The organism is Streptomyces sp. NPDC014882 (assembly GCF_043081325.1).
Classification (GTDB): domain Bacteria; phylum Actinomycetota; class Actinomycetes; order Streptomycetales; family Streptomycetaceae; genus Streptomyces.
In genome coordinates this window covers 218,827-245,017 of record NZ_JBIBWL010000014.1, presented here as the reverse complement: position 1 = coordinate 245,017, position 26,191 = coordinate 218,827, and the positions used below count along the sequence as shown (strand labels likewise).

Below are 26,191 nucleotides of genomic sequence, written 5' to 3'. Positions count from 1 at the left end.
GAGTACACCCAGTACACGGGCGACCCTCCGCCTTGCGATGCACCGCACCAGACGCCGCGCGCTGATCCGACGCCAATTGTCAGACACGCCCTAGCCCGGCAGCCGCACCGACTGCCGGTGCCGGAAGACGTTGCCGGGGTCGTACGCCTGCTTGACCTGCTGCAGGCGGCGGTAGTTGCCCTTGTAGTACAGGTCGTGCCAGGGCGTGCCCGAGCGGTTGAGCTCCGGCGAACCGAGGTCGGCGTCGGGGTAGTTGACGTAGCAGCCGTCGGTGACCGCGCCGGGGACCGGTACGCCGCCGGTGTCGGCGTACATGTCGGCGTAGAACTCGCGCAGCCAGCGCACGCAGTCCTTCTCGTCGGCCGGGTCGTCCCACCAGATCATCCAGGCCAGTTTGTAGGCGGCGTCCCGGTGGGCGCTCGCCGTGGCGTCCTGGGGGACGGCCGAGACCTGGCCGGCGAAGGAGCTGAGCATGACCGAGCCGGTGGGGTTGCCGATGTCCGTGCGGGTCAGGTGGCGGTACAGCGCGGCCAGCTGGCGCTGGGGGAAACCGGCCTTCATGTAGGCCGACTTGAAGTCGCTCTTCTGGGTCGGGTCGTTGGTGGTGGGGTTGGCCGTGCCGAGGTAGCGGGCCGCCTGCAGCCAGGGGAGGCGGCGCGGGGCGGCCAGGTCGGGCAGCGCGGACAGCTCGCCCATCCGCGTGGTGACCGGTCCGTGCGCGGCGGTGACGCCCTCGCCGACCGCCGCGAGGAACTCGTCGTGCAGGCGGGCCGCGCCGGGCACGCTCGCGTCGACGTGCGTGATCAGGCCCACGGCCCCGTTGGAGACGTGGTTGAGGGAGAGCAGGCTGCACACGGCGGTCTCCGGGGTGCCGGGCGCGGCGTGCCGTACGTGCCAGTCCGCGTAGTTGCGGACCAGCCGCGTGAAGGACCGCTCGTCCAGGTCGGACCACTGCCAGGAGACGGCGCTGACCAGGACCTCCGGGGGCGGGGCCGGCAGCAGCCGGGCCGGGTCCGTGCCGGTCGCCCCGGGACTGCGGAACCAGTAGCGGGTCACGACGCCGAAGTTGCCGCCGCCCCCGCCGGTGTGGGCCCACCACAGGTCCCGGTGCGGATCGTCGTCCTCGCGGGTGGCGACGACCGTGCGCACGGTGCCGTCGGCGTTCACCACGACGACCTCGACCGCGTACAGGTGGTCCACCACCAGGCCGAGCCGGCGGCACAGCAGTCCCCAGCCGCCGCCGCTGACGTGGCCGCCCGCCCCGACCTGGAAGCACATGCCGGCCGGCACGACGACGCCCCAGGTGCGGTACAGGCGCTCGTAGACGTCGAGGAGCTGGGCACCCGGCTGCACCGTGAAGGCGTTCATGGACGGGTCGAAGTCCACGTCCCGCATCGCCGACATGTCGATGACCGCCTGGACGTCGGGGCTGAAGACGAAGTCCTCCCAGCAGTGTCCGCCGCTGCGCACCGTGAGCCGCTTGCCGGCCCGGACCGCCTGCCGGACGGCGGTGGCGACCTGGGCGGTCGAGCGGGGGACGTGGACCGCCTCGGGCCGGCCGACGTAGCGCTGGTTCCAGCCCCGGACGAGGTCCGGGTAGCGCGCGTCGCCCGGGGTGACGGTCACCAGTTCCTCCGGCCGGGCCACCGCCTGCCCGGCGGGCAGCAGCACGCCGCCGCCGATCGCGGCGCTCGCCGCGAGCACCCCCCGTCTGCTCACCTGTCGCCTGTCGTGCGTCATGGGGCGTCCCCTCCCGCCGGCGCGTGCGGATCACGCGCGGATGCCGCCGACGCTAGGCAGCCCGCGGCCGTCGCCGCACTCCGCATCTTGCGGCGTGCTCGGCATCGTGCGGCGTGCCCGGCATCGTGCGGCACACCCGGCCCGGGGCATCCAACCCGGGGCACCCGGCCGGGCACCTGGCTCGATTCTTCAGAGGCCACTGCGACAGTTCAGCCCGGGACCCGCAGCGGAATCCCATCCGAACCCTGTGACCAGGAACGAGGAGGGGTGTCATGTCGAGCATGCCGCTCACCGGTAAATCGGTGCGCCTCGCGCGATTGTCCCGGCCGGGAGACGGCCGGTTCCTGTTCGTACCGCTGGACCACTCCGTGTCCGACGGACCCGTCGCGACCGCCGCCGACTTCGGCGACCTGGTCCGGTCCATCGCGGACGGCGGCGCCGACGGCGTCGTCGTCCACAAGGGCAGGGCACGCATGATCGCGCCGTCGCTGCTCACCCGGTGCTCCCTCGTGGTGCACCTGAGCGCGAGCACCGCGCACGCCCCCGACGTCAACGCCAAGGTGCTGGTCGGTGACGTGGAGGAGGCGGTCCGGCTGGGCGCGGACGCGGTCAGCGTGCACGTGAACATCGGCTCCGACACCGAGGCGGCGCAGCTCGCCGACCTCGGCGCCGTGGCCGCGGCGTGCGACCGCTTCGGCATGCCGCTCATGGCCATGATCTACCCGCGCGGTCCCCGGGTGACGGATCCGACCGACCCGACGCTCGTCGCCCACGTGGTGAACATCGCCGCGGACCTGGGCGTCGACATCGTCAAGACGGTGCTCGCCGACCCGCCCGAGCGCATGGAAGAGGTGATCGCCTCCTCGCCGCTGCCGGTGGTGGTGGCGGGCGGCGGCTCCACCGACCGGAACCTGTACGAGTTCGCGGTCACCGCCATGGACCTGGGGTGTGCCGGACTCGCCGTCGGACGGCGGGTGTTCACCAGTCCGTCGCCCGAGAAGGCGGTCCGGGAACTGGCCTCAATCATTCACCGCCGCGAGCTCACGTCCGAGCCCGCGCCGCAGACCGAGATGGCAGGTGTGTTGTGAAGTTTGCCTGGATCGACCTCCGGACCGTGCCCGCCGAACACCGCGAGGCGGTCGTCGACGCCGCGATCCACGCGCGGGTCGACGGCATCGTCGACAGCGACCCCGAGCGCCTCGCCCTGCTGCCGAACACCGTCAGGCGCGTCCTCGCGCCGGGCGCGCGCGTCGGCGAGGACGCCCCGGAGGACCTGATCGTGCTGCGCGAGGTCGTCGACGTCGACAGCCTCGGCGCGCTGGAGAACCGGCACCGCGGCGGCGAGAAGGACACGGCCGCCTGGGTGAACGTCGTCGACGACCCCACCCTGAAGCTCGCCTGCGAGGCCGCACGCGAACTCCCCTTCACCGTCGTGGAGTTCAAGGACCCGACGAAGATCCCGCTGGAGATCGTGATCGCCGCGGCGGACGCCTCACCGGGACAGCTGATCTGCCAGGCCACCGACATCGAGGAGGCGCAGATCATCGTCGACGTCCTGGAGAAGGGCTCCGAGGGCGTCCTGGTGGCCCCGCGCTCCGCCAACGACGTCTTCGCGCTGGTGGAGATGTTGCGGGTGAAGACGCCGGACCTGCAGCTCCAGACGCTCACGGTCGAGTCGATCGAGCACCTCGGACTCGGCGACCGGGTCTGCATCGACACGTGCACGCACTTCGAGAAGGACGAGGGCATGCTGGTCGGCTCCTACGCGCACGGCTTCGTGCTGTGCGTGAGCGAGACGCACCCGCTGCCGTACATGCCGACCCGCCCGTTCCGCATCAACGCGGGCGCGCTGCACAGCTACGTGTTCGGGGCGGACAACCGCACCAACTACCTGAGCGAGCTCAAGGCCGGCAGTCCGGTGCTCGCCGTCGGCGCCGACGGCCGCACCCGCCGCATCGTGGTGGGCCGCATCAAGCTGGAGTCCCGCCCGCTGCTCGGCATCAAGGCCGTCTCCCCGGAGGGGGTCGAGGTCAGCCTGATCGTGCAGGACGACTGGCACGTGCGGGTGCTCGGCCCCGGTGCGGCGGTGCTGAACGTGACGGAGCTGAAGAAGGGCGACCAGCTGCTGGGTCACGTGGCCACCGACAAGCGCCACGTGGGCTGGCCGGTCGGCGAGTTCTGCGTCGAGAAGTAGGCGACAGGCGTCCGGGGCCGCCCTCGCCGCGGCCCCGGCGCCACGGCGAGGAGTCCGGTGGAGGCGATGACGCAACGGTCCTGGTGGGGTGCCGAACTACTCGGCCGCCACGCCGACGACATGGTGTGGGCGCGTGCCGCGGGCCGCGAGGTCACGTTCGGCAGGCTGCGCCGCGAGACGGCCTGGCTGGCCGAGGTGCTGGAGCAGTACGGCATCCGGCCGCGGAGCACGGTCGCCCTGTACGGCAACGCGAGTTTCACGCATCTGTGGACGCTGTTCGCGCTGTGGTCGCTCGGCGCCCAGGTGGTGCTGGCGGAGAGCCCGGCGGGCCGGCGGTCGCGGGGTGTCCCGCCCGGGCCGCGGCGGGCGCAGTTCTCGGTGTCGCTCGGCGAGAACCGCGGGCGGCCCCACGACTTCGTCGACGAGTGCGAGGTGCTGGTGCGCCGCCATCCCGGCGGCGGTCCGGGCGTGGACGGGCACTGCCTCGTGCAGTTCTCGTCGGGAACCACCGGGCACCCCAAGGCGGTCGGCAGGAGCCCGCGGTCGCTGCTGGAGGAGCTGGACCGGCTCGCCGCCGTGGAGGGCGTGCCGCGCCACGGCGAGCGGGTGGCCGTGCTGGAGCCGCTCACGCACTCCTTCGGGCTGATCGGCGGGGTGCTGCACTCCCTCGCGGTGGGCGCGACCCTGGTGGTGCCGGTCGCGCGTACGGCGGAGGCGGCCGTGCGGGCGGCGGCCGACGCGCACGCGGTGCTGGGCAACCCGCACCACTTCCGCCTGCTGGCGCGGGCCGAGCCCGGAGAGCTGCCGCGCCTGCGGCTGGCCGTGTCGAGCGGTGACGCCCTGCCCCCCGAGGTCCCCGCGGTGTTCCGCGGCCGCCACGGGGTGCGCGTCGGCCAGGCCTACGGCACGACCGAGACGGGCCTCATCGCCGCCGACCCCACCGGCCGCTTCGGCCCGGCGTGCGTCGGCGTCCCGGTGCCCGGCGTCCGTACCCGCGTGGTCGGCGGCGTGCTGGAGGTGCACGTCCCCGAGTCCCCGTACCTGTACGACGACACGCCCTGGGCGGGTGGCTGGATGTCCACGCGCGACCTGGTCACGCGCGACCCCCGCACCGGTGCCCTGCGGCTGCGCGGAAGGGTCCAGGGCGTAGGGGACACCTCGGTCGACCTGCTGCGCATCGAGTCGGTGCTGCGGGCCCACCGGCACATCGCGGACGCGGTGGTCCTCGGGGTCGGCCCGATCGAGGCGCACGTGGCGAGCAGCGCGGACCTGGACGGCGACGAACTGCGCTCCTGGTGCCGCCGGTTCCTCGGCGGGGCGCCGGCGCCGGACCGCTACCACCTGCTGCGGGAGCTGCCCCGCACCGCCAACGGCAAGGCCGTGCGGGACCGCGGCGTCCTGCGCCGCCACCGGACGCATCCCCCCGGGGCGTGCCGCTGCATCAGCTGGTGACCGGCCCCTCGGCCGGGGGCCGCGGCGGGCCGGCCGCGGGGCCGCGCGGGGATCCGGTGCCCCGGCGGAAGACGCGGGGCGGACGCCCCGCCCGGCACCCGGGGTCCGCGGCGGGAGCACGGGGGCGGGGTCCCGCGCGAGGGGCGACGGGGTCTTCGTGGTGCGGCCGGCGGTCCCCCGGGCGGGGCCCGGGTCCCGCCCGCTCCCCGGGTCCCGCCCGGTCCGTTCGCGGCGGGTGCCCCGCGGTCGCCCGCCCGCCGCCGGCCCCGCACCGCGGCTCCCCTCTCCCCCCACAGCACCGCGGCTCCCCTCTCCCCCCACAGGCGGCGCCACCCGCCGCAATGCCATGGAAAACGACCTCCTGGACGAGTGGAAGGCACGAAGCATGACGGGGACGACGACCGCCGCAACGCTGTACACCGGTGACGAGGCACGCTGGCAGGCCGTGCGGGACCGCGACGCCCGCGCGGACGGCCACTTCTGCTACGTGGTGGTCACCACCGGCGTGTACAGCCGTCCCTCGTGCACGGTGAAGCTGGCCCGGCGCGAGAACGTCCGCTTCTTCCCGGCCCCCGAGGACGCCCGCGCCGAGGGGTACCGCCCCTGCCGCCGCTGCTGCCCCGACGACTCCCACCGGCACACCGCGGCGGCCGAGGCGGTCGCCCGGGCCTGCCGGATCATCGACGAGGCGCCGCTGCCGCCGAGCCTGGACCAGCTGGCCCGCGAGGTCGGCTACAGCCGCTTCCACTTCCACCGCCTGTTCAAGTCGTTCACCGGCATCACACCGCACGCCTACCTGGCGGCGGCGCGTGCCCGCCGGGTGCGCGAGGCGCTGCCGCTGTCCGGGACCGTCGCCGACGCCATGTACAGCTCGGGATTCAACTCCGGCGGTCACTTCTACGCGGCGGCGACGGAGATCCTCGGCATGACGCCGAAGGCGTACCGCGCGGGCGGCGACGGCACGGACATCCGGTACGCGGTGGCGGGTTCGTCGCTGGGGCCGGTGCTCGTCGCGGCGACGGACAAGGGCGTGTGCGGGGTGCTGACGGGGGACGAGGCGCCGGCCCTGCTGCACCGGCTCCACACGATGTTCCGGCACGCCCGGCTCGTGCGCGCGGACGACGATTTCGCCGCCGCCGTCGCCGCGGCCGTGAGCGAGGCGGAGCCGCCGCAGCTCGGCCGGGAACTGCCCCTGCGCATCAGGCGCTCGGCCCTCACCGTGCGGGTACGGCGGGCGGTGCCGGCGGCGCTCGCCGTGCGCGTGCGCCGCACGGCGGCGACGGCCCCCGTCCCCACCAGGACCTGTCGTCACCTCCCCGCCTGCCCCACGACGCCCTGCACGCCCTCCCTCCGCACCGGGCCGTGACCCGGCTGCGTCCCTCCCGTACGGCGACCGGGGCCCGGCGTACCCCCGGCCCTTCGGCCGGAAGGCCCCGGCAGCACGCGCCCGACGCCGCGACGACCGACCCCGGCCGGTGGCCGGCCGGAGTGCCCCCGGCCGGTCCTGTTCCGCCGCGCCGCCACCGGCCGGGCCGCGCGGGCCGGGACCGCGCACGGACTCCTCCGGCCCTGGACCGCGCACGGACGCGTCCGGCCAGGGCCCGCGCTCAGCCCCCCGAGCGGGGCTCCGCCACGGCGGCGGCCGGCCGCCGTCCGGCCGCCGGGCGCAACCGCCCCGACGCCCAGGTCGCCGGCAGCGCCGCCGCGCACACCAGCAGTCCGGTGAGCACCGCGTCCGCCGCCCCGCCGTGCGAGACGGCCGCGCCACCGGCCACCGCTCCGATCGCGATGCCCGCGTTGACCGCGGACGCCGGCAGCGTCGAGGCCAGGTCGCGCCCGGGGCCCGCCAGCAGCCCGACCCGGTACTGCAGGGAGGGGACCAGGCCGAACCCGACCACCCCCCACAGCACGAGGGCGAGGGCCACCAGGACCCGGGAGGCGCCGGCGACGTGCAGGACCGCCAGGGCCACGACCAGGGCGAGGTTCGCCGCGACGAGCGTGCGCGCCGCGTCCCGGTCCGCGGCCCAGCCGCCCGCGAACGTACCGGCGGCCGTCGCGGCCCCGTAGGCGAAGAGGAAGACGGTCAGCCACGCGCCGGACACCCCCGTGACGTCCTCCAGGAACGGCGTGATGTAGGTGAACGCCGCGAACTGGCCCCCCAGCAGCAGGAAACCGACGCCGAGCACGGCCAGGACCCGGGGCGCCAGCGCGTGCCGGGACTGCGCCCACAGGCCGCCCGTGCCCGAGCCCTCGACCGGCGGGACGCACACCGCGGTCGCCAGCAGCGCCAGCGCGCCGAGGACCACGATGGCCGTGAACGCCGCGCGCCAGCCCAGGTGCTGGGCCGCCAGGGTGCCGAGCGGGACACCGAGCGCGGTGGAGACGGCGATGCCGCCGAAGACGGCGGAGATCGCGCGCCCGGTCCGTTCGGGCGGCACCAGGGCGGCCGCCACCGTGAACGCCGTCCCGAGGAACAGGCCCTGCAGTGCCCCGGTGACGGCCCGGGCCGCGAGCAGCGTGCCGAAGCCCGGGGCCAGGGCGGCCAGCAGGTTGCCGGCGACGTAGCCGGCCAGGGACGTCCACACCAGGGTGCGGCGCCGGATCCGGATGGTGAGCGCCGTCAGCAGCGGACCGCCGACGCAGATGCCCAGCGCGTACGCGGTGACCAGGGTGCCCGCCGTGTCCACGGACACGGCGAGGTCCCCGGCGACGAGCTTCAGCAGACCGACGACGACCAGTTCGGCGCTGCCCATGACGAAGGCGGCGAGGAAGAGGGCGGCGAGGGCCGGGCCCGGCCGCCGCGCCGCGGAGGGGACGGAGGTCATGTCAGTGCCAGAAGTTCTTCCTGGCGCCGCGCAGGTCGTGGAACGAGTCGAGGTCGGGGACCGTCCACCCGTCGAGGTCGTACTCCTGCAGGCACTGCTCGGCGAACCCCTTGTACGCGTCGAGCTGGCCGGTCTCCATCTGGGTCATGTAGATGTCGCTGCGCACCGACTCGTGGTTGCCGGAGTAGTTGCGCTCGTACAGCTCGTGCCGGCCGCCGAACTCGGTGCCGACCGCGTCCCACAGCAGCTTCATCAGCTTGACGCGGCTGACGGCGTCGTAGCCGTTGGAGCCGCGCACGTACTTGTCGAGGTAGGGACGCACGTCGGGGTTCTTGAAGTCCTCGGCGCTGGAGTTGACGTAGATGAGGCCGCTGGCGACGTCCTGCTCGATGATCTCCTTGATGCGCGGGTAGCCGAGGGTCATGAACCAGCGGTAGGCCATGCCGTACTCCAGGCGCGGCAGCAGGGCCCCGTCCTTCCACTCCTCGGGGTTGCGGGCGGCGGCGTCGGTCAGGGCCCAGAACATGTTGCGCCAGGCGAGCACCTCGCCGATCCGGGCCTGGATGCCGCGGAAGTCCTTGGTGCCGGTCATCTCGACGGCCTTGGCCAGCAGCCCGGCGATGAAGTCGATCTTCACGGCGAGGCGGATGCAGCCGTGGAAGGTCAGGCGCGGGATGAAGCCGGACTTCGGGGCGAACCCGTTGACCTGGTCGATGTCGCCGTAGAGGAAGACGTTCTCCCAGGGGATGAGGACCTTGTCGAGGACGAAGATCGTGTCGTTCTCGTCCAGGCGCGAGGAGAGCGGGTAGTCGAAGGGGCTGCCCATGACGGCGGCCGTCGCCGCGTAGGAGGGGCGGCAGATCAGCTTCAGGCCGGGCGCGCCCATCGGGATGGTCGCGACCAGCGCGAACTCCTTCTCCTTGAGGGGCAGTCCGTAGTGCGAGATGAAGTTGTAGTGCGTGATGGCCGAGCCGGTGGCCACGACCTTGGCGCCGCTGACGACGAGGCCGGCGTCGGTCTCCTTCTCCACGTGCACGAAGACGTCCTTGACCTCTTCGGACGGGCGGTGCCGGTCGACCGGCGGGTGGATGATCGCGTGGTTCCAGAACAGCACCTTCTCCTGGGACTCGCGGTACCAGCGCCGCGCGTTGTCCTGGAACGGCGCGTAGTAGTCGGAGTTGGCGCCGAGCGTGCCGAGGAAGGCCGCCTTGTAGTCCGGGCTGCGGCCCATCCAGCCGTAGGTGAGGCGGGACCACTCGGCGATCGCCTCACGGTCCTCGACGACGTCCTGGACGCTGCGCGGGGTGCGGAAGAACTTGTGGGTGTACCCGTCGCTCCCGGTGTCGGTGCGGGTGGTCAGCACGTCGCGGCGGGCCGGGTCGTGCAGGGCGTCGTACAGACGGGCCGTCATCCGGGCGGGGTTGGCGAACGCCGGGTGCTTGGTGACGTCGTCGACGCGTTCGCCGTAGATGTAGACCTCGCGGTCGTCGCGCAGGCTCTCCAGGTACTCGTCGCCGGTCAGGGGGCGGGTGGTGCGGGGAGCCGGTGCGGAGGCGGAGACGGAGTCATCGCCCTGCTGCAGCGTCATGGTGTGTCCTTGTCCGGTCGTGGCGGTCAGTGACCCAGGGGGATGTGGAGCGCCGCGGTTCCCGACGACCACGCGCCGTCCGCGGGTCCGTCGAGGGTGCCCGCCCACGCGTGGTGGCCGGGCGCGGTGTCCAGGAGGCGGAAGGCCCCGCCGTGGAAGACCAGCGGCTCCGCGTCCCAGGTCGTGAAGCCCCGCACCCGGCCGACGTGCAGCACGTGGTCGCCGCCGTCGTACGCGGCCCAGGGCACGCAGTCGAGGTGGGCGGCGCAGCCTGCCAGGCGCGGTCCCGCCGCGTCGGGGTCCCAGGGCACGGGAGTGTCCGCGGGCAGCGGCCGGCCCGCGAAGTGCAGGGCCAGGTCCTGCTGGTGCGCGGCGAGGACGTTCACGCCGAACGACGACGCGCCCGTGAGCAGGTCGCACATCCGGCTGCGCCGGTCCAGGGACACCATCACCAGCGGGGGGTCGAGGGAGACGGAGGTGAACGAGCCGACCGTGGCGCCGTGCACACCGCCGCCGTGTTCGACGGTGACCACGGTGACACCCGTGGCGAACCGGCCGAGGCAGTCGCGAAAACGGCGCTGCATGTCGCCCATCGACACTCCTCGAAAAGAAATGAGACCTCGAATTCGGCGCTCTCTCAGGGGGCATCGTGCCGGTGGCCGCTGAAGGATCGGTCGAGAGACCGGGCGGGTATTTCTGCGCAATATCCAGGAGGCCGGAAAAGATTGACACCGGCGCGGGCCGGCGCCTGTAATTCCTTCTCGGATTCGAGTACCCGACACGAGGTGGCCCATCATGAGACTCCAGGTGGAGTTGACCGACGCACTCCAGGACTACGTCGCCGAGGTCTCGCTGCGCGAGCCCGACCTGTTGCGCGAGCTGCGCGAGGAGACCTCGCAGCTCCCGCTGCACCTGATGCAGATCTCGCCGGAGCAGGGCCAGTTCATGCGGACCCTGCTGAAGGCGACCGGGGCCCGGCGGGCCCTCGAGGTCGGCGTGTTCACCGGCTACAGCCTGCTGTCGACGGCGCTCGCGCTGCCCGCCGACGGCCGGGTGGTGGGACTGGACATCAACGAGGAGTGGGGCGCCATGGCGCTCGACCACTGCAAGCGGGCAGGCGTCGCGGACAAGGTCGACCTGCGCATCGGCGACGCCCGGGCCTCCCTCGAGCGGCTGCTGAAGGAGGAGAACGCCGCCGGCACGTTCGACTTCGTGTTCATCGACGCGGACAAGGAGAACTACACGGCGTACTACGAGTACGCGCTCGAACTCCTGCGCCCCGGCGGCCTCGTCGTGGTCGACAACGTGCTGTGGCACGGCGCCCTGCTCGACGAGTCCGCCCAGGACTCCGAGACGCGGGCGCTGCGCGCCTTCAACCCGCGGCTGCACCACGACGAGCGGGTGGAGCTGAGCGTGATCCCGTACGCGGACGGCCTGACGTTCGCCGTCAAGCGCTGAGGTTCCGCACCGCGACGTTCCGCACCGCGCGCGTGAGGGCCGCCCCGGGAGCACCGGGGCGGCCCTCACACGTGGGTCAGGGCAGGCGGACGGACTGGGCGTGGCGGAAGAAGTCCGTCGGGTCGTACTTCTTCTTCACCTGCTGCAGCCGCGGGTAGTTGTCCTTGTAGTAGAGCGCGTGCCACGGCGTCGACGACGTGTTGTACTTCGGGTCGTTCAGGTCGTTGTCCGGGTAGTTGACGTAGCAGCCGTCGGTGACGTCGTTGGGCACGGGCACGCCGCCGGTGTCGGCGTAGACCTCCGCGTAGCACTGCCGGTTCCAGGCGATGTAGGCGGCGTCCTCGGCCGGGTCGTTCCACAGGGACATCCACATCATCTTGAAGAACGACTCGCGGTGCGGATAGCCGGTGGCCGACGGCGCGGGCCGGTTGACCTCGCCGCCGTAGGAGCTGAGGGTGATGGAGGCGCCGGGCAGGGCGGCGTCCGTGCGCGTCAGGTGCTTGTACAGCGCCGCGAGCTGGCGGTCGGGGAAGGCCGCGCGCATGTACGCGGACTTGTACTCCTGCCGGTAGGTCGGGTCGGTGAGGTTGGTGTTGGTGGTGCCGAGGTAACGGGTGGCCTCCAGCCACCGCAGCCTGCGGGGCTCGGCGTACTCGGCCATCGGGCCGAACTCGGCGAACTGGCGGGTGACGGCCACCGTCGGCACGTCGACGCCGTCGCCGATCGCGGCGAGGTAGCCGTCGAGCAGCCGGCGGGCGTCGGGGGCGGTGGCGTCGACCTGGGTGACCATGGCGATCTGGCCGGCGGACCTGTGGGTCAGCACGAGGAAGCTGGCCAGGGCCAGTTCGGGGGCGCCCGGGGCGCTGTGCGCGGTGAACCAGCGCGCGTAGTTCTGCGCCAGCCGGGAGAACCTCGCCTCCGTCATGTCCTCCCACGGCCAGGCCTGCGCCACCAGGTACACCTCGCGGGGCGGCTTGGGCAGCAGCTTCCTCGGGTCGGTGCCGGTGGCGCCGGGCGTGCGGAACCAGTAGCGCGTGACCACGCCGAAGTTGCCGCCGCCACCGCCCGCGTGGGCCCACCACAGCTCGCGGTGGGGGTCCTTCGGATCGTTGGTCGCCACGACGGTGCGCACCTTGCCGTCGGCGCCGACCACGACCACCTCGACGGCGCACAGGTAGTCGATGATCAGGCCGAGCTGGCGGCACAGCAGGCCCCAGCCGCCGCCGCTGACGTGGCCGCCGGCCGCGACGGAGTAGCAGATGCCGCCGGGCACGGTGACGCCGTACACCTGGTACAGCAGGGTGTAGACGTCCAGGAGCTGGGCGCCCGTCTCGACGGCGAACGCGCCCCGCCCGGCGTCGTAGTAGACCTGGTTCAGCTGTGACAGGTCGAGCACCACCTGGACCTCGGGGTTGAAGACGAAGTCCTCCAGGCAGTGCCCGCCGGAGCGCACCGTCAGGCGCTTTCCGGCGGTGACGGCCGCCTGCACCACTCCCGCCACCTGGGAGACGTCGTCCACGATCCGGACGGCCTCGGGGCTGCCGACGTAACGGTTGTTCATGCCGTGGACGAGCTCGCCGTACTGGGCGTCCGCCGGCGTCACCGTCACCGGGGCGAACGTGACGCTCGCGGCCGCCTCCCCCGTCGAGGCCGCCTCCCCCGCCGTCCCCGCCGCCGTCGCCTGCCCGGCGAAGGCTCCGCCCACGGCGGCCGTGCCGCCCAGTGCCGCGGCGGTCGTGAAGAACCGCCTGCGGCCTATCCCCTTGTTGTCGCGCACCCCAACGTCTCCCGTTCTCGCCATTTTCGGCGCACCGTTTCACGCGCTCTTCTGCGCCGCGACAGTACGAATCAGCCATCCCGGAAAACACTCCGGATCTTGCGGTCGAATCCCTGAACGGCTCATTCCGGGATACGACCGCAAGATGGGGAGTGTCGGACGGCCCCCCGGTCGCCACCATCGGAGACCAGGCTGAATTCGCCATGGTGGAAGGAGGCGGGCCGGTGACGGTCAGCGTCGGTGAGGTGTACGAGAACCCGCGGTGCAGGGAGCGGGTCGTGATCAGGACGCCGTCCTCGCACACGGGCGGGGAGCGCACCGTGATGGACGTGTACTCCGAGCCCGGCGGCGCGGTGTCGGGCGAGCACCTGCACCCGGTGAGCGAGGAACGCTTCACGCTGGTGCGGGGCAAGGTCGCCTTCCTGATCGGCGGGCGCCAGGTGACCCTCGAGGAGCCCGGGCAGAGCGTGCTCATCCAGCCCGGCATCAGGCACCGCTGGTGGAACTGCAGCGGCGAGCAGGCCTTCCACATCTGCGAGATCCGCACGAACAGCGACCGCTTCGAGCAGCTGGTGCTGCGCCAGCTGTTCGGGCTCGCGCAGGACGGCAAGACCACGCCCGAGGGCATGCCCCGGCTGCTGCAGCAGGCGGTGACCACGCTGGAGTTCGGTGACGTGGTGCGGTTCACCTCGCCCCCGTGGGTGCTGCAGCGCGCCCTGTTCACCGTGCTGGCCCCGATCGCCCGCCTGCTGGGACACCAGGGGTGCGACCCGCGCTACATGGACCGCAAGCCGTCCGAGATCGCGGAGCTGGAGGACCTGCCGGAGGAGGTCATGCGCTGGCACCGCTGACTCCACCGGCCCGGTGAACACCGCCTGCAACACCTTCGGGCACGGCGGTGTTTCCGTTGACGAGAGCACATCGCACCGCGCTCCTCCCCACCGCAGGGCGGGGCCGACCATCGAGAAGGAACCTTATGGATCTGCAGCTTTCCGGCCGGGTCGCCGTCGTGACCGGCGCCTCCAAGGGCATCGGCCTCGCGATCGTCCGCACGCTCCTCGAAGAGGGCGCCAAGGTCGTGGCCACGTCCCGCAAGAGCACTCCGGAGCTGGACGCCCTGGCCGGTCCGAACCTCGTGCACGTCCCGGCCGACTTCATGGACGAGGACGCGCCGGCGCAGGTCGTCGACCGTGCCGTGGAGCAGTTCGGCGGGCTCGACATCCTGGTGAACAACGCCGGCGGCCCGCCGCCCGGTGTGACCCTGCCGCGCGGCTCGTTCCTGCACGCCTCCGACGAGGAGTGGCGTGCCATGTTCGAGTTCAACCTGTTCTCGGCCGTGCGCGCCATCCGTGCCGCCATCCCGCACCTGCTGGAGCGCGGCGGCGGCGCGATCGTGAACATCTCCTCCGGCAACGCCCGGCAGCCCTCGCCGATCAACGTCGACTACGGCGCCGCGAAGGCCGCCCTGAGCAACATCACCAAGGTGCTCTCGGGCGAGTTCGCGCCGCAGGGCATCCGCGTGAACACGGTCTCCCCCGGTGTGGTGCGCACGCCGTGGTGGACGGACGAGGGCGGCGTCGCCGACATGATCGCCTCGCAGGCCGGCACCGACAAGGACAACGTCATCAACAGCGTCGTCCCGGAGATGCTGAACCTGGCCACGGGCCGCTTCGTCGAGCCGCAGGAGGTGGCCGACGCCGTCGTGCTGCTGGCGTCGCCGCGCTCCGGCAGCACCACGGGCGCCGAGTTCGTCGTGGACGGCGGGCTCCTCAAGGAGCTCTGAGCACCACCGCGCGCGGGAGGGCCGGCGTGTCCCGGCCCCTCCGCCCGTGCCCGGCCGCCGCACGGCGGCCGGGCGCATGACGTGGAGCCGGACGCATGCCGTGGAACGGCCCGTCGGGGGCGTGCGGCGGCCCGGTCCGGACGGGCCGTCGGCGCAGCCGGCGGTCCTCTCCACGGCCGTCGCCGCCTTCGGCGACCCGCCGCCGGCCGGCCGGTGCCCCGCCGGAGTTCCGTCTCCTCCCGGACCCGGGTCCTCCTCCCGGCCGCGGGTCCGGGCGGCACCACCGGTCCCGGCCGTGCCGTCCGCGTCGGCACCCGTCCTCCCACGGAACGCGGAGTGCGGAACGCGGAATGTCACGGTTCCCGCTCTCCTCCGGCGGGCCCCCGCAGCGCCCGCCGTCGCGGCCCCCCGCTGCGGGCCTCGTCCGCCGCTCGTGTCACCCCCTTTTCTCCTTTCCCCTTTCCCCTTTCTCCGTCCTGCCCTGCCGTGTCGTCCGGCGGCTCCAGGGTCACTCGTTCGGATCGCCGGGCCCGCGCGCCCGGCACGCGCGGACGCCGCGTCGCCACCGGCCGCCACCGCCTCGTGTGGGCCTTCGTCCGCATCTCGCGCCGGCTCGCGCCGGCCCGCACCGGCCTCCTCCGGGCCCCCCGCCCCGGTCCGCGCCGGTCCGCGCCGGTCCGGACGGCCGGCCGCGGGCCGCCCGTTCCCGTCCGTCCCGCTCCGGGGCCCGCGCGACGGCACCGGTACCCACTCCCGGGAGTCGTCATGGCCTTGTCCGCCCCTGCCCGCACGCGAGACGGCGCGGCACCCCCGTTGGACCGCCGGCTGCTCGCCCTGGCCGTCCTCGCGCCCCTGCTCGCCAACGCCGACATGGGCATCGTGACGCTCGCCCTCAGCGACATCCGGCGCGACCTGTCGATGTCGCTCGACGCCGTGCACTGGGTGACCAACATATACGTGCTGCTGGTGGGCGGACTCCAGCTGCTGGGCGGCCGCCTGGCGGACCTGGCCGGGGCCCGGCGCCTCTTCCTGCACGGCATGGGCGCCTTCGCCGTGGCCTCGGCCGTGTGCGGCGCCGCGCCCAGCGGCCCGCTCCTCGTCACCGCACGCGCCGGACAGGCGCTGGCGGCCGCCGTGCTCGTGCCCGCCGCGATGTCGCTGCTGGTGACGGCGGCCGCACCGGAACAGCGCGCCCGGGCCCTGGCGCTGTGGGCGGGCGCCGGCGGCGCCGGCTCGGTGGCCGGTGTGCTGTGCGGCGGTCTCGTGGTCGGCGGCCTCGACTGGCGCTGGGCCTTCTGGCTCAACGTCCCCGTGATCGCCGTCGCCCTGGCGGTGGCCCGCCGCACCCCCCTGCCCGACCCGCCCCGCACCCGCGGTGTCCGCCTCGACCTCGCCGGGGCCGCCGCGCTGACCGGCGCCCTGCTCGCGGCCGTGTACGCCCTGGTGCGGCTGGCCGCTCACGGCACGGACCGGTACACGGCGTACGCCGCGCTCGGCGCGCCGGTGCTGGCGGCCGTCTTCGCGCACCGGCAGCGCACCTGCCCCCACCCGCTGCTGCCCGCCTCCCTGCTGCGCGACCGGAACCTGGTGTGCGGTGCGGCCGGCGTCCTGCTCGTGTCGACGGCCGCCGCGCCCGTCGTCTTCCTCGGGGGCCTGCGACTGCGTGACGTCTACGGACTCGGCGCGCCGGCCGCCGGAGCCGCCCTGCTGCCGATGGTCGGGGGCGTCTTCGTCGTGGGCCGGGCCTGCAGCGCGCTGCTCGCCCGGTACGGCGCCCGCCTGCCGTGCGCGCTCGGCTGTCTGCTCCTGGGGGCCGGCCTGGGGACGCTGGCCGCCGGTTCGCACGCCCCGGGGTACGTCTCGGGCATGCTGCCGGGGCTGGTCCTGGCCGGCGCGGGCCTTCCGTTGATCTGGATGTCGTGCGAGGTCGTGGCGCTGACCCGGTTCCGGGGCACCGGCGCGGGGCTGGCGGCGGGTCTGGTGCAGTGCGCGGGGCAGTTCGGGACCGCGCTGGGCACGGTGCTCGCGGTGGCGGTGTGCGGCCGTGGCACCGGAGTGGCCGCCGGGGCGGGGCAGGCGTTCGGGGCGGCGGCCCTGCTGATGGGACCGGCGCTGGTGGGCGCCCTGGTCTGGCTGCCCCGCCGCCCGCACGTCCCGGCCGGCCCCGCCCCGGCCGGCCCCGCGCCGGCCGCGCGGACGTCAGACCCTGGCCAGCCAGTCGTAGCGGGCCGGGCCGCGCGGGGCGGAGACGGTGCACTCGGCCAGCAGGTTGAGCGACTGCCGGCAGCGCGTGTCGGAGGGAGGTTCCAGCCCCGGGTGCCCGGAGAGCATGTGGGTGTGCAGGCGTTGCAGCCGCGCCGACGGCTTGGTGCCGAGTTCCTCCCTTAACCGGGCCCGCAACCGGTGGTACGCCATCAGCGCGTCGGCCTGCCGGCCCAACCGGTACAGGGCGAGCATGAGGTGCGCGACGAGGTCCTCGTGCGTACCGTACTGGTGCACCAGCGCGGTGAGTTCGCCGAGGATCTCGTGGTGCCGGCCGAGGCGCAGCTCGGCACCCAGGCGCTGGGGAACGGCGTCGAGCCGGTCGCGCTCGACGACCTCGATGGCGGCCCTGAGCAGCGGACCGGTGGGCACGTCGACGAGCATCGGCCCCTTCCACATCAGCTCGGCGGCACGCAGCTGCTCGGCGGCCCGGGCGTACTCGCCCGCCTCCAGCGTGGCGCGCCCGGCCCGCACCTGCTGCTCGTAGCGGTCCAGGTCCAGTTCACCGGGGTCCAGCTTCAGGATGTACCCCTGGTCGCGGGTCTGCAGCCGGCCGGGGGTGCGGCCCGGGCCGCGCCGGGCCCCGTACAGGGAGCGGCGCAGCTGCATGACGTAGGTGTGCACCGCCGCGACCGCGCTGGACGGCGGCCGGTACTCCCATATCTCCTCGACTATCTGCGCCACGGACACGACGTGGTTCGCGTTGAGCGCGAGGAGGGACAGGAGCTGCCGTTGTTTCGGCGCGGTCGGGGTTCTGTGGCGGCCTTCGTCGTCGCACACGCTCAAAGGGCCGAGAACGCGAAACTCCATGTGGCTCCCCCATCATCGCCCGGGCAGGCCGACAGGAGGTCATCCCTGTGGAATACCCGGGTGGAATACCCGGTCAAAACGTCGCGATCCGCGCGGATTTTACCCTCACTCAGGCTCTGCCGGCCCCCGGCGCGGGGACCTGGATCGTGCTCGGCCGCCGCGGCCCGCGGGCCGCGGCCGGCGACCGGCCCGCCGCCGTCCCGTGCGCTCCCCCGGTGACCTGCGCCAGGAGCGCCCCGGGGTCGCCGGGCTCCCGGTCGGCCCGCCAGGCGACGTGCTGGTCGGGGCGGACCAGCACCAGATCACGCTCGTACAGCTCACGCGCGAGCGGATCGTCGAGCGTCAGGACCCGCAGCGGCACGCCCCGGGCGCGGGCCGCGGCCTCGATCCCTCCGGTCCGCGGCGGACGCGGGCCGAGCCGCAGCAACGTGAACCCGGGTCCGAACCGGTCGAACAGCGAACTGCCCGGCGCGCGGCGGTCGTCGAGCCACAGGTGGGGTGCGCGGCCGCCCGGCGCGGCCGAGGGCGTGTACGCGGCGAAGGAGTCGGGCACCGGCCCGGACCCGTCCCCGGCGACGAGGGGGGAGCCGTCGTAGCGGGCGCCCAGCTGCACCCCGAGGGTGTCCAGGGTGCGCATCCCGTACTCGGCGAGCTCCGCCCCGGTCCTGGCGCGGGCGGCCTCGCCGGCGGCGGAGTCCTCCTCCAGCCGGGCGGGCCGGTCGACGGCGCCGAGTCCCTGGCCGAGGGTCCGGGCCGCGGAGGTGTTGCGCAGGGCGATCGGCCGGCGCTCGACGCCGTAGGTGTCCAGGAGGTCCGGACCGGCCCAGCCGCGCACGGCCGCCGCGAGTTTCCAGGCGAGGTTGGCGGCGTCGTCGACACCGGTGTTCATGCCGAAGCCGCCGTTGGGCGTGAACAGGTGCGCGGCGTCACCGGCGAGGCGGATGCGGCCCGTGCCGAACGACTCGGCGACCAGCGCCGCGCCCGCGGTCCAGGGCCGCCGGCTGAGCACCTCGACCGGCAGGGGTTCCCCCGCCGCCCGCCGCACCAGCCGCACCAGCTCCGCGTCGGTCGCCGTGTCCGGGTCGACGGAGCTGGTGAGCAGGAAGAACTCGTCCACGCCGTTGAGCGCGATCAGGTTCAGCGCGAGGTCCGCGTTGACGACCCAGTTGCTCCACGCGCCGCGGTCGCGCAGGAAGTCCCGGTACAGGGTGGGCACCCGCAGGTGGGCGGCGACGGAGCGGCGCCCGAGGATGTCCTGGTCGAGGGTGCCCTCTCCCTCGTAGCGGATGCCGAGGTGGCGTCGGACCAGACTGTGCCCGCCGTCGCAGCCCGCGACGAACGCCGCCCGGAACACGCGCCGGGCACCGTCGCGTTCGCCCACCACGTCGACGTGCTCCGCCTCCTCGCGCAGGGCGGTGACCGTCCAGCCGTAGCACAGGGTGATGCGCGGGCGGGTGCGGGCGTGGTCGAGCAGCAGCCGCTCGACGTACATCTGGTTCGCCCGGTGCATCGGTTCGGGGGACGGGTCGGTACGGTCGGCCGCGGCCCGGCGGCGCAGCACCTCGGCGCTGCCCGGCCAGGGCAGCAGGGCCAGTTCGTGGGCGTTGTAGCGGGTGAAGAAGGAGATGCCGGCCGAGTGACCGGCGGGCAGGCCCAGTGCGCGGATCCGCTCGGCCAGTCCCAGCGTGCGGTAGTGCTCCATGGTCCGCGCGTTGTGGGTGCTGCCACGCGGCTGGTCCGGCACGTCCGCCGAGGAGTTGAGGACGACGCAGGGCACTCCCTGCCGGTCCAGCAACAGCGCGAGCATCAATCCGACCGGGCCGCCGCCGACCACGGCGACCGGAGTTGTCAGCGGATCGTCCATCCGGTGCGGCCTCCAGCCTTCTCTCGATCGAACTCGATCGAACCGGTGCGATCGTCGCAACCCGCGCTGAAGAACGAAGCAAGATCGACGGCCGGGGCGGCTTTCCACCGGCCCTTTAGCAGCCGGTTGGAGACTCCGCCACGAACCTTTACCGAACCGCTGGGGTGTCACGGGCCGCGATGTCTCACCGGTGACCGAAGCAGAAGTATTCGGCGCATCAATGCGGAGTGAGGTATTCCTATGTTCCTGCTGGGCACCCACAGGTCCGTCGCGCAACGCCTGCGCCTCCACGCCGACCGGGATCTGGGGGCGGGGAACTTCTTCTGGCACGCGTGGCGCGTCGCCCGTGACCGGGACCGTCCGCTGCTGTTCCACCCCGACGTGTCCTCCCCCACCTGGGCGACGGACGAGCCCCGGGCGATGTCCCTGGACGACGTGCGCGTCGACGCGATCCGCTACGCCCACTGGTACCGCGGCCGCGGGGTGCGGCCCGGGACGCACGTGGGCCTGCACACCCGCGACGGGCTGCTCGGCCTGATCCACCACATCGCCATCACGTCGCTCGGCGCCGCCGCCGTGCACTGCAACCCCAAAATGGCCCCGGCGACGGCCGCCGAGTACTTCCTGCGCACCCGGACCACGGTGCTGGTGGGCGACGGCGACCTGCTCAAGGGCCTCGCGGACGCCTGGGAGTCGGACGCCCCCGGGAAGGCCACGCCCGTGGTCGCGGACATCGCCACGCTCGCCGTCACCGCTCCGCTGCCGCCCCGGCCGATGCCCGGCTTCCCCCACCGGCACGCCGACGAGGACCTGATCATGATCTCGCACTCGTCGGGCACCACCGGCCGGCCCAAGGCCCCGGTGTTCCACCACGGTTCGTTCTTCGCGGGCAAGCGGGAACGGCTGTGGTCCTTCCCCTCGCTGCGCTCCGACCGGCTGCTGACGGCACTGCCGCACAGCCACTCGGCGGGCATCAGCTACCTCAGCCTGGCGATCCTGCTGGGCATCCCGACGCTGATCCTCGACGACGCGAGCGGCGGGTCCGTGGCGCGGGCGGTCAACCTGTTCCACCCCACCACCGTGCTGGCCTTCCCGCTCACCCTGGCCGAGATACCCACCGAGGAGATCGGCGCCGAGGCCGCCCGGCACATCCACACCTGGCACGGCATGGGCGACGCCTCCCACGAGCGGCACATCCGCCCGCTGATCGCCCTGGGCCGGCGCACCGAGAACGGCAAGGTCCTGAACGGCTCGCGCTACCTCGACGGACTCGGGTCGTCGGAGATGGGCATGGTGCTGTTCAAGCAGGCCTACACGCCCGAGACGACCCGGTACGCACGCCACATCGGACTGCCCGCCAAGGTGGTGCGCAAGGCGGCGGTGCTCGACGAGCAGGGCCGTGAACTGCCCGACGGGCAGGCCGGCCGGCTCGGTGTGCAGACCCCCAGCATCACCGCCGGCTACCTGGACGAACCGGACCTGACCGAGGAATCGACGGTCGACGGGTACTTCCTCACCGGCGACATCATGCGCCGCGGCGACGACGGCAGCTGGTACCACCTCGACCGCACCCCCGACGTGATCCACACCGCCGACGGACCGGTGTACAGCCTCCCGGCGGAGGAGGTCGTCCTGCTCGCCACGCAGGCGCTGGACACGGCGGTCGTCGCGGTCGACGATCCCGGCTCCCCGGGGCACTCCCGTCCCCTGGCGGTCGTCCTGTTCGCCGACGGCGCCCCGCGCGACGCGGCCCGGCTGCTCGGGGAGTGCAACGCGGCCCTGGCCCGTGAGGGCCTCGCACCGCTCGGCGGGCTGCTGCTGGCCGCCGACCGCTCCGAACTCCCCGTGGGCGTCACGGGCAAGGTCCTCAAACGCGTACTGCGCGAACGCCTGCGCACCGTCCTGTCCCGCACCGGCGACCCCGCGCTCGCCGTGTCCACCCCCGTACGGAAGGTCTGACCCATGTCCGGTACCGAGACGACGGCGGCACGCCGGGTGGTGGATCTGATCACCGGCACCTGGCGGGCCCAGGCCCTGCACGCGGCGGCCGCCCTGTCCCTGCCCGACCACATCGCCGCCGGCCACGGCACCGTCCCGGAGCTGGCCGAACGCACGGGCGCCAGTGAGGACGGGCTCGCGCGGCTGCTGCGGCTGCTCGCGGCACTGGGCGTGTTCACCGGCGACGAGGAGAAGGGCTACGGGCTCACCGACGTGGGCGCGCTCCTCGTCGCCGACGGCGAACGGTCCATGCGCGACATGGTGCTGCTGTACGGGGAGGAGTTCCACCGCGCCTGGGGTGCGGTGGTGCCCGCGATCCGCACCGGGACCTCCGGCTTCGAGCACGCCTTCGGCACCTCGCTGCACGCCTACCTGCGCGAGGAGCCCGACGCGGGACCGCGGTTCCTGCGCGCCATGAACGCCGGCAACGTGTTCTTCCCCGAGGTCGCGGCGGCCTTCGACTTCGCGCCGGCGCACACCGTGGTCGACGTGGCGGGCGGCAGCGGACTGCTGCTGTCGGCCGTGCTCCAGGCCCACCCGCACCTGACGGGGACCGTCTTCGACCTGCCGCACATGCTGCCGGTGGCCGAGCGGCACCTGAGCGCCGCCGTCGGCGCCGACCGCTACGAGACGGCCGCGGGCGACGTCTTCGACAAGGTCCCCGCGGGCCACGACGTGTACCTGCTGTCCCGGGTGCTGCAGGACTGGGACGACGAACGGTGCGTGACGCTCCTCGCCAACATCCGCGAGGCCATGGCGGACACGGGCCGGCTGCTGGTGCTGGAACGGGTCGTCGCCACCGACGGCACGGCGCCGGTGCTGCCGCTGCTGTGGGACCTGCACCTGCTGATGGCCGCGGGCGGCCGTGAGCGCACCCTCGACGGGTACCGCTCCGTCCTGGGCGCCGCGGGCCTGCGGCTGGAGAGCGTGCGCTCCCTCGCCCTCGAGACGAGTCTGCTGGTCGCCGCACCGGCATGAGGCGGCCCTTCCGTCCCTGCCCTCCCCCCGACCCCATGGAGGACGACCATGCCCAGCGGTGACCTCGGCCTGTGCCTCGTCGGTGCGGGACCGCGCGGTCTGTCGGTACTGGAACGGCTGTGCGCCAACGAACGCTCCGCGCCCGCTCACCGGGCGGTCACCGTGCACGTCGTCGACCCCTACCGCCCCGGGGCCGGGCGGGTGTGGCGCACCGGACAGTCGCGGGTGCTGCTGATGAACACCGTCGCCTCACAGGTGACCGCGTTCACCGACGCCAGCGTCGAGATGGACGGCCCCGTCGAGCCCGGCCCCAGTCTGTACGCGTGGGCGCGCGCGCTCGCCGACGGGCCCGGCGGGGCGGCGCTCCACGACGAGGCCGTGCGCGCCGAGGCGCGCCGGCTCGGCCCGGACGACTACCCGTCCCGCGCCTTCTACGGGAGTTACCTGGAGGACGTCTTCGCCCGGGTGGTCTCCGGCGCCCCGCCGCACGTACGGGTGCGGGTCCACCGGGCCCGGGCCGTCGCCCTGCGGGAGCGGCCCGGGGACGGCGCGCAGCAGGTCGTCCTGTCCGACGGGAAGGTCCTCGACGGCCTCGACGCGGTCGTCCTCTCCCAGGGCCACGTGCCGACCGACGTCCCCGCCGCCCAGCGGCGGCTCTCGCAGCGCGCGCGGGCCCACGGGCTGCTGCACGTCCTGCCGGCCAGCCCGGCCGACCTGGACCTGTCGGACGTGCGGTCCGGCGAGACCGTGCTGCTGCGCGGGCTCGGCCTGAACTTCTTCGACCACATGGCGCTGCTCACCGTGGGGCGCGGCGGCCGGTTCGACCGCGTCGGCGACCGCCTCGTCTACCGCCCCTCCGGCCGGGAGCCGCGCATCGTCGCGGGCTCCCGGCGCGGCGTCCCGTACCACGCCCGCGGTGCCAACGAGAAGGGCGCGCACGGCCGTCACGAGCCGCGCGTGCTGACCGAGGGAGTGGTCGCGGCACTGCGGGAACGCGCGGTGGACGGTGAGCGCGTGCACTTCGGCACCGACCTGTGGCCGCTGATCGCCAGGGAGGTGGAGAGCGTCTACTACGGGACGCTGCTGGCCGCCCGGGGCCGGGAGGCCGAACGGGAGGAGTTCGTCGAGCGGTTCGTCTCGCTGCCCGCGGGTTCCGCCCCCGCCGACGAGCTGCTCGACGCGTACCGCGTCGCGCACGACGAGCGGTGGGACTGGGACCGGATCTTCCGGCCGCACGGCGACCGGGAGTTCGCCGACCGGGCGGAGTTCCGCCGCTGGACGCTGGAGCACCTGCGCCGGGACGTGCGCGAGGCCCGGGCGGGCAACGTGAGCGGACCGCTCAAGGCGGCGCTGGACGTGCTGCGCGATCTGCGCAACGAGGTGCGGCTCGCCCTCGACCACGGCGGCCTGGACGGCCACTCCTACCGGGACGAGGTGGAGGGCTGGTACACCCCGCTCAACGCCTTCCTGTCGATCGGCCCGCCCTCCTCGCGCATCGAGGAGCTGATCGCGCTGATCGAGGCGGGCGTCCTGGACCTGATCGGGCCGGGCATGAGGGTGGTCGTCGACGGCACGGCGGGAGCGTTCGTCGCCGAGTCGGACGGGGTGGAGGGCGACCCCGTGCGCGCCAGGGTGCTGGTCGAGGCGCGCCTGCCGGAACCGGACCTGCGCCGGACCTGCGACCCGCTGCTGCGCGGGCTGCTGGCCAGCGGGCAGTGCCGTCCGTTCCGCATCCCCGGCGCGTGCGGCACGAGTTACGAGACGGGCGGACTGGAGGTCACCGAGCGCCCGTACCACCTGGTCGACGCGTACGGCCGCGGGCATCCGCGGCGCTTCGCGTACGGGGTGCCGACGGAGGCGGTGCACTGGGTGACGGCGGCCGGCATCAGACCCGGGGTGAACTCGGTGACCCTGGGCGACTCCGACGCCATCGCGCGGGCGGTACTGGCCCTCGCCCCCGCCCGCGCGAGCGCCTCCCGGCGGGGTCACGGCCGGACGCTGACGGAGGCGCCGGCATGACGGCGCACCCGGCGGGACCGGACTCCGGGCTGCTCTCCCCGGTGCGGGCGGGCACCCCGGTGGAGCGGACGGTCGACGACGAGGCCTGGCTCCAGGCGATGCTGGACGCGGAGGCGGCGCTGGCGCGGGCCCAGGCCGGGCTCGGCACGCTGCCGGCGTGGGCCGCCGCGGCGATCACCGGGGCCGCCCGCGCGGAGCGGCTCGACCTGCGCCGGCTCGCCGTCGCGGCGCGGGAGAGCGCCAACCCGGTGGTGGGCCTGGTCAGCGCCTTCACCGCGGTCGTCGCCGAGGAGGACCCGAGGGCCGCCGAGTACGTGCACCGCGGTTCGACCAGTCAGGACGTCTTCGACACCGCCGCCATGCTGGTCTGCGACCGGGCGCTGCGCCTGGTCCACGCCGACCTGCTGCGCACCGCGGCGGCGCTGGACCGGCTGGCGGCACGGCACCGGGACACGCTGATGGCCGGGCGGACGCTGACCCTGCACGCCGTGCCGACCACCTTCGGGCTCAAGGCCGCCGGCTGGGGGCTGCTGGTGCGCGAGGCGGCCGGCCGTGTCGGCCGGCTGCTCGACGGCCGGCTGCCCGTCTCGCTCGGCGGTGCGGCGGGCACCCTGGCCGGCTACCTGGAGTACTCGGCCGTGGACGGCGTGCCGGCCGCGGACACGGCGGCGCCGGCGTACGCGGCGGCGCTGTCGAAGGCGTTCGCGGCCGAGACCGGGCTGGCCACCGCCCCGCTGCCCTGGCACGCGCTGCGCTCCCCCGTCGCCGACGTGGCCGCGGCCGCGGCGTTCGTGACCGGGGCGCTGGGGAAGATCGCCGTGGACGTGCAGTCGATGGGCCGCACCGAGGTCGGTGAGGTCAGCGAGCCGCCCGTGGCCGGGCGCGGCACCTCCTCGGCCATGCCGCACAAACGCAATCCGGTGCTGGCCACCCTGATCCGTTCGGCCGCGCTCCAGGTTCCCGCGCTGGCGGGTGCGCTGACGCAGTGCCTGGTGACCGAGGACGAGCGCTCGGGCGGCGTCTGGCACGCCGAGTGGCTGCTGCTGCGGGAATGCCTGCGGCTGGCGGGCGGCGCCTCGCACACCGCCGTCGAGCTGTGCGAGGGGCTCGTCGTCCACGAGGAGCGGATGCGGGCCAACGCGGCCGCGACCGGCGCCCTGATGTCGTCCGAGCGGATCGTCGCGGTCCTGGCGCCCAGGCTCGGCAGGGCCGCGGCGAAGCGGCTGCTGTCGGAGGCGGCCGGGACGGCCGCGCGCACCGGACGGCCCCTGGCCGACGTCCTCGCCGAACACCCCGGGATCGGGCCCTCGCCGGGTCCCGGGGAACTGGCGGACCTGCTCGATCCCGCCACGTACACGGGCGCGGCCGCCTCCCTGGTGGACCACGTCCTGGAACGTCACCGCACGTCCTGACGCACGTCCTGACGCACGCCCTGCCGTCCCG

18 protein-coding genes and 1 pseudogene are annotated in these 26,191 nt (G+C 74.0%); 12 read left to right on the top strand and 7 right to left on the bottom strand.

Translation table 11 applies throughout. The features are described from left to right. Window positions 1-90: 90 nt before the first annotated feature. Window positions 91-1,740, bottom strand: coding sequence for an FAD-binding oxidoreductase (locus ACF09K_RS27880; protein WP_392247805.1), 1,650 nt, complete (start codon window positions 1,738-1,740; stop codon window positions 91-93). Window positions 1,741-2,021: 281 nt separating this feature from the next. On the opposite strand from ACF09K_RS27880, the gene ACF09K_RS27875 reads away from it, so the two are divergent. The 4 genes from ACF09K_RS27875 (at window position 2,022) to ACF09K_RS27860 (ending at window position 6,752) form a co-directional block, all read left to right on the top strand. Beyond that, the gene (locus ACF09K_RS27875) at window positions 2,022-2,828 is read left to right on the top strand and encodes a 2-amino-3,7-dideoxy-D-threo-hept-6-ulosonate synthase (protein ID WP_392247815.1); all 807 of its coding nucleotides are present in this window, start codon (window positions 2,022-2,024) and stop codon (window positions 2,826-2,828) included. Beyond that, the gene (locus ACF09K_RS27870; RefSeq protein ID WP_392247803.1) at window positions 2,825-3,934 is read left to right on the top strand and encodes a 3-dehydroquinate synthase II family protein; all 1,110 of its coding nucleotides are present in this window, start codon (window positions 2,825-2,827) and stop codon (window positions 3,932-3,934) included. The genes ACF09K_RS27875 and ACF09K_RS27870 overlap by 4 nt, the downstream gene beginning before the upstream one ends. A 66-nt stretch (window positions 3,935-4,000) precedes the next feature. Beyond that, a complete protein-coding gene (locus ACF09K_RS27865) occupies window positions 4,001-5,386 on the top strand; it encodes a class I adenylate-forming enzyme family protein (protein WP_392247801.1) in 1,386 nt (461 codons plus the stop codon). Window positions 5,387-5,732: 346 nt separating this feature from the next. Beyond that, the gene (locus tag ACF09K_RS27860) at window positions 5,733-6,752 is read left to right on the top strand and encodes a bifunctional transcriptional activator/DNA repair enzyme AdaA (RefSeq protein ID WP_392247799.1); all 1,020 of its coding nucleotides are present in this window, start codon (window positions 5,733-5,735) and stop codon (window positions 6,750-6,752) included. Window positions 6,753-6,993: 241 nt separating this feature from the next. On the opposite strand, the gene ACF09K_RS27855 is transcribed toward ACF09K_RS27860, so the two are convergent. From ACF09K_RS27855 to ACF09K_RS27845, 3 genes are read right to left on the bottom strand one after another with little or no spacing between them, the layout of a single operon-like run. Further along, a complete protein-coding gene (locus ACF09K_RS27855) occupies window positions 6,994-8,211 on the bottom strand; it encodes an MFS transporter (protein ID WP_392247798.1) in 1,218 nt (405 codons plus the stop codon). Window position 8,212: 1 nt separating this feature from the next. Further along, window positions 8,213-9,799, bottom strand: a complete 1,587-nt coding sequence (locus ACF09K_RS27850) for a 4-hydroxyphenylacetate 3-hydroxylase family protein (RefSeq protein WP_392247797.1) — start codon at window positions 9,797-9,799, stop codon at window positions 8,213-8,215. Between the two features lie 26 nt (window positions 9,800-9,825). Continuing rightward, window positions 9,826-10,392, bottom strand: coding sequence for a flavin reductase family protein (locus ACF09K_RS27845; protein ID WP_392247796.1), 567 nt, complete (start codon window positions 10,390-10,392; stop codon window positions 9,826-9,828). Window positions 10,393-10,594: 202 nt separating this feature from the next. Here ACF09K_RS27845 and ACF09K_RS27840 point away from each other — a divergent pair, with 202 nt between their 5' ends. Next, a complete protein-coding gene (locus ACF09K_RS27840) occupies window positions 10,595-11,257 on the top strand; it encodes a class I SAM-dependent methyltransferase (protein WP_392247794.1) in 663 nt (220 codons plus the stop codon). 76 nt (window positions 11,258-11,333) lie between these two features. Here the strand turns inward: ACF09K_RS27840 and ACF09K_RS27835 are convergent, their stop codons facing one another. Continuing rightward, the gene (locus ACF09K_RS27835; protein ID WP_392247793.1) at window positions 11,334-13,034 is read right to left on the bottom strand and encodes an FAD-binding oxidoreductase; all 1,701 of its coding nucleotides are present in this window, start codon (window positions 13,032-13,034) and stop codon (window positions 11,334-11,336) included. A 224-nt stretch (window positions 13,035-13,258) separates the two neighbouring features. Between ACF09K_RS27835 and ACF09K_RS27830 the strand changes: the two genes are divergently transcribed. The 3 genes and pseudogenes from ACF09K_RS27830 to ACF09K_RS27820 form a co-directional block, all read left to right on the top strand. Next, window positions 13,259-13,885, top strand: coding sequence for a cupin domain-containing protein (locus ACF09K_RS27830; RefSeq protein WP_392247791.1), 627 nt, complete (start codon window positions 13,259-13,261; stop codon window positions 13,883-13,885). 125 nt (window positions 13,886-14,010) lie between these two features. Beyond that, window positions 14,011-14,817, top strand: coding sequence for an SDR family NAD(P)-dependent oxidoreductase (locus ACF09K_RS27825; protein WP_392247789.1), 807 nt, complete (start codon window positions 14,011-14,013; stop codon window positions 14,815-14,817). Between the two features lie 765 nt (window positions 14,818-15,582). Next, window positions 15,583-16,824: pseudogene (locus ACF09K_RS27820) on the top strand (MFS transporter); the annotation flags it as partial. A 192-nt stretch (window positions 16,825-17,016) separates the two neighbouring features. Here ACF09K_RS27820 and ACF09K_RS27815 read toward each other — a convergent pair. After that, window positions 17,017-17,889: a BTAD domain-containing putative transcriptional regulator gene (locus ACF09K_RS27815; RefSeq protein WP_392247787.1), complete on the bottom strand. Its 873-nt coding sequence runs from the start codon at window positions 17,887-17,889 to the stop codon at window positions 17,017-17,019. A 109-nt stretch (window positions 17,890-17,998) separates the two neighbouring features. After that, window positions 17,999-19,753, bottom strand: a complete 1,755-nt coding sequence (locus tag ACF09K_RS27810) for an FAD-dependent monooxygenase (RefSeq protein ID WP_392247785.1) — start codon at window positions 19,751-19,753, stop codon at window positions 17,999-18,001. A 240-nt stretch (window positions 19,754-19,993) separates the two neighbouring features. On the opposite strand from ACF09K_RS27810, the gene ACF09K_RS27805 reads away from it, so the two are divergent. Genes ACF09K_RS27805 through ACF09K_RS27790 form a run of 4 tightly spaced genes read left to right on the top strand, consistent with a single transcriptional unit; the run spans window position 19,994 to window position 26,160 of the window. Then, a complete protein-coding gene (locus ACF09K_RS27805; protein WP_392247784.1) occupies window positions 19,994-21,712 on the top strand; it encodes a class I adenylate-forming enzyme family protein in 1,719 nt (572 codons plus the stop codon). Window positions 21,713-21,715: 3 nt separating this feature from the next. After that, entirely contained in the window at window positions 21,716-22,729 is a 1,014-nt protein-coding gene (locus ACF09K_RS27800) for a methyltransferase (protein ID WP_392247782.1), read from the top strand. A gap of 48 nt (window positions 22,730-22,777) precedes the next feature. Next, complete coding sequence (locus ACF09K_RS27795) at window positions 22,778-24,748, top strand: FAD/NAD(P)-binding protein (RefSeq protein ID WP_392247780.1); 1,971 nt, start codon at window positions 22,778-22,780, stop codon at window positions 24,746-24,748. Beyond that, a complete protein-coding gene (locus tag ACF09K_RS27790) occupies window positions 24,745-26,160 on the top strand; it encodes a lyase family protein (RefSeq protein ID WP_392247778.1) in 1,416 nt (471 codons plus the stop codon). The genes ACF09K_RS27795 and ACF09K_RS27790 overlap by 4 nt, the downstream gene beginning before the upstream one ends. The last annotated feature ends 31 nt before the right edge of the window (window positions 26,161-26,191 follow it).

Coding starts and splice junctions, on each gene's coding strand:
- ACF09K_RS27880 (WP_392247805.1), bottom strand. CDS start 1,740: ATGACGCACGACAGGCGACAGGTGAGCAGACGGGGGGTGCTCGCGGCG.
- ACF09K_RS27875 (WP_392247815.1), top strand. CDS start 2,022: ATGCCGCTCACCGGTAAATCGGTGCGCCTCGCGCGATTGTCCCGGCCG.
- ACF09K_RS27865 (WP_392247801.1), top strand. CDS start 4,001: ATGACGCAACGGTCCTGGTGGGGTGCCGAACTACTCGGCCGCCACGCC.
- ACF09K_RS27860 (WP_392247799.1), top strand. CDS start 5,733: ATGGAAAACGACCTCCTGGACGAGTGGAAGGCACGAAGCATGACGGGG.
- ACF09K_RS27855 (WP_392247798.1), bottom strand. CDS start 8,211: ATGACCTCCGTCCCCTCCGCGGCGCGGCGGCCGGGCCCGGCCCTCGCC.
- ACF09K_RS27850 (WP_392247797.1), bottom strand. CDS start 9,799: ATGACGCTGCAGCAGGGCGATGACTCCGTCTCCGCCTCCGCACCGGCT.
- ACF09K_RS27845 (WP_392247796.1), bottom strand. CDS start 10,392: ATGGGCGACATGCAGCGCCGTTTTCGCGACTGCCTCGGCCGGTTCGCC.
- ACF09K_RS27840 (WP_392247794.1), top strand. CDS start 10,595: ATGAGACTCCAGGTGGAGTTGACCGACGCACTCCAGGACTACGTCGCC.
- ACF09K_RS27825 (WP_392247789.1), top strand. CDS start 14,011: ATGGATCTGCAGCTTTCCGGCCGGGTCGCCGTCGTGACCGGCGCCTCC.
- ACF09K_RS27815 (WP_392247787.1), bottom strand. CDS start 17,889: ATGGAGTTTCGCGTTCTCGGCCCTTTGAGCGTGTGCGACGACGAAGGC.
- ACF09K_RS27810 (WP_392247785.1), bottom strand. CDS start 19,753: ATGGACGATCCGCTGACAACTCCGGTCGCCGTGGTCGGCGGCGGCCCG.
- ACF09K_RS27805 (WP_392247784.1), top strand. CDS start 19,994: ATGTTCCTGCTGGGCACCCACAGGTCCGTCGCGCAACGCCTGCGCCTC.
- ACF09K_RS27800 (WP_392247782.1), top strand. CDS start 21,716: ATGTCCGGTACCGAGACGACGGCGGCACGCCGGGTGGTGGATCTGATC.
- ACF09K_RS27795 (WP_392247780.1), top strand. CDS start 22,778: ATGCCCAGCGGTGACCTCGGCCTGTGCCTCGTCGGTGCGGGACCGCGC.
- ACF09K_RS27790 (WP_392247778.1), top strand. CDS start 24,745: ATGACGGCGCACCCGGCGGGACCGGACTCCGGGCTGCTCTCCCCGGTG.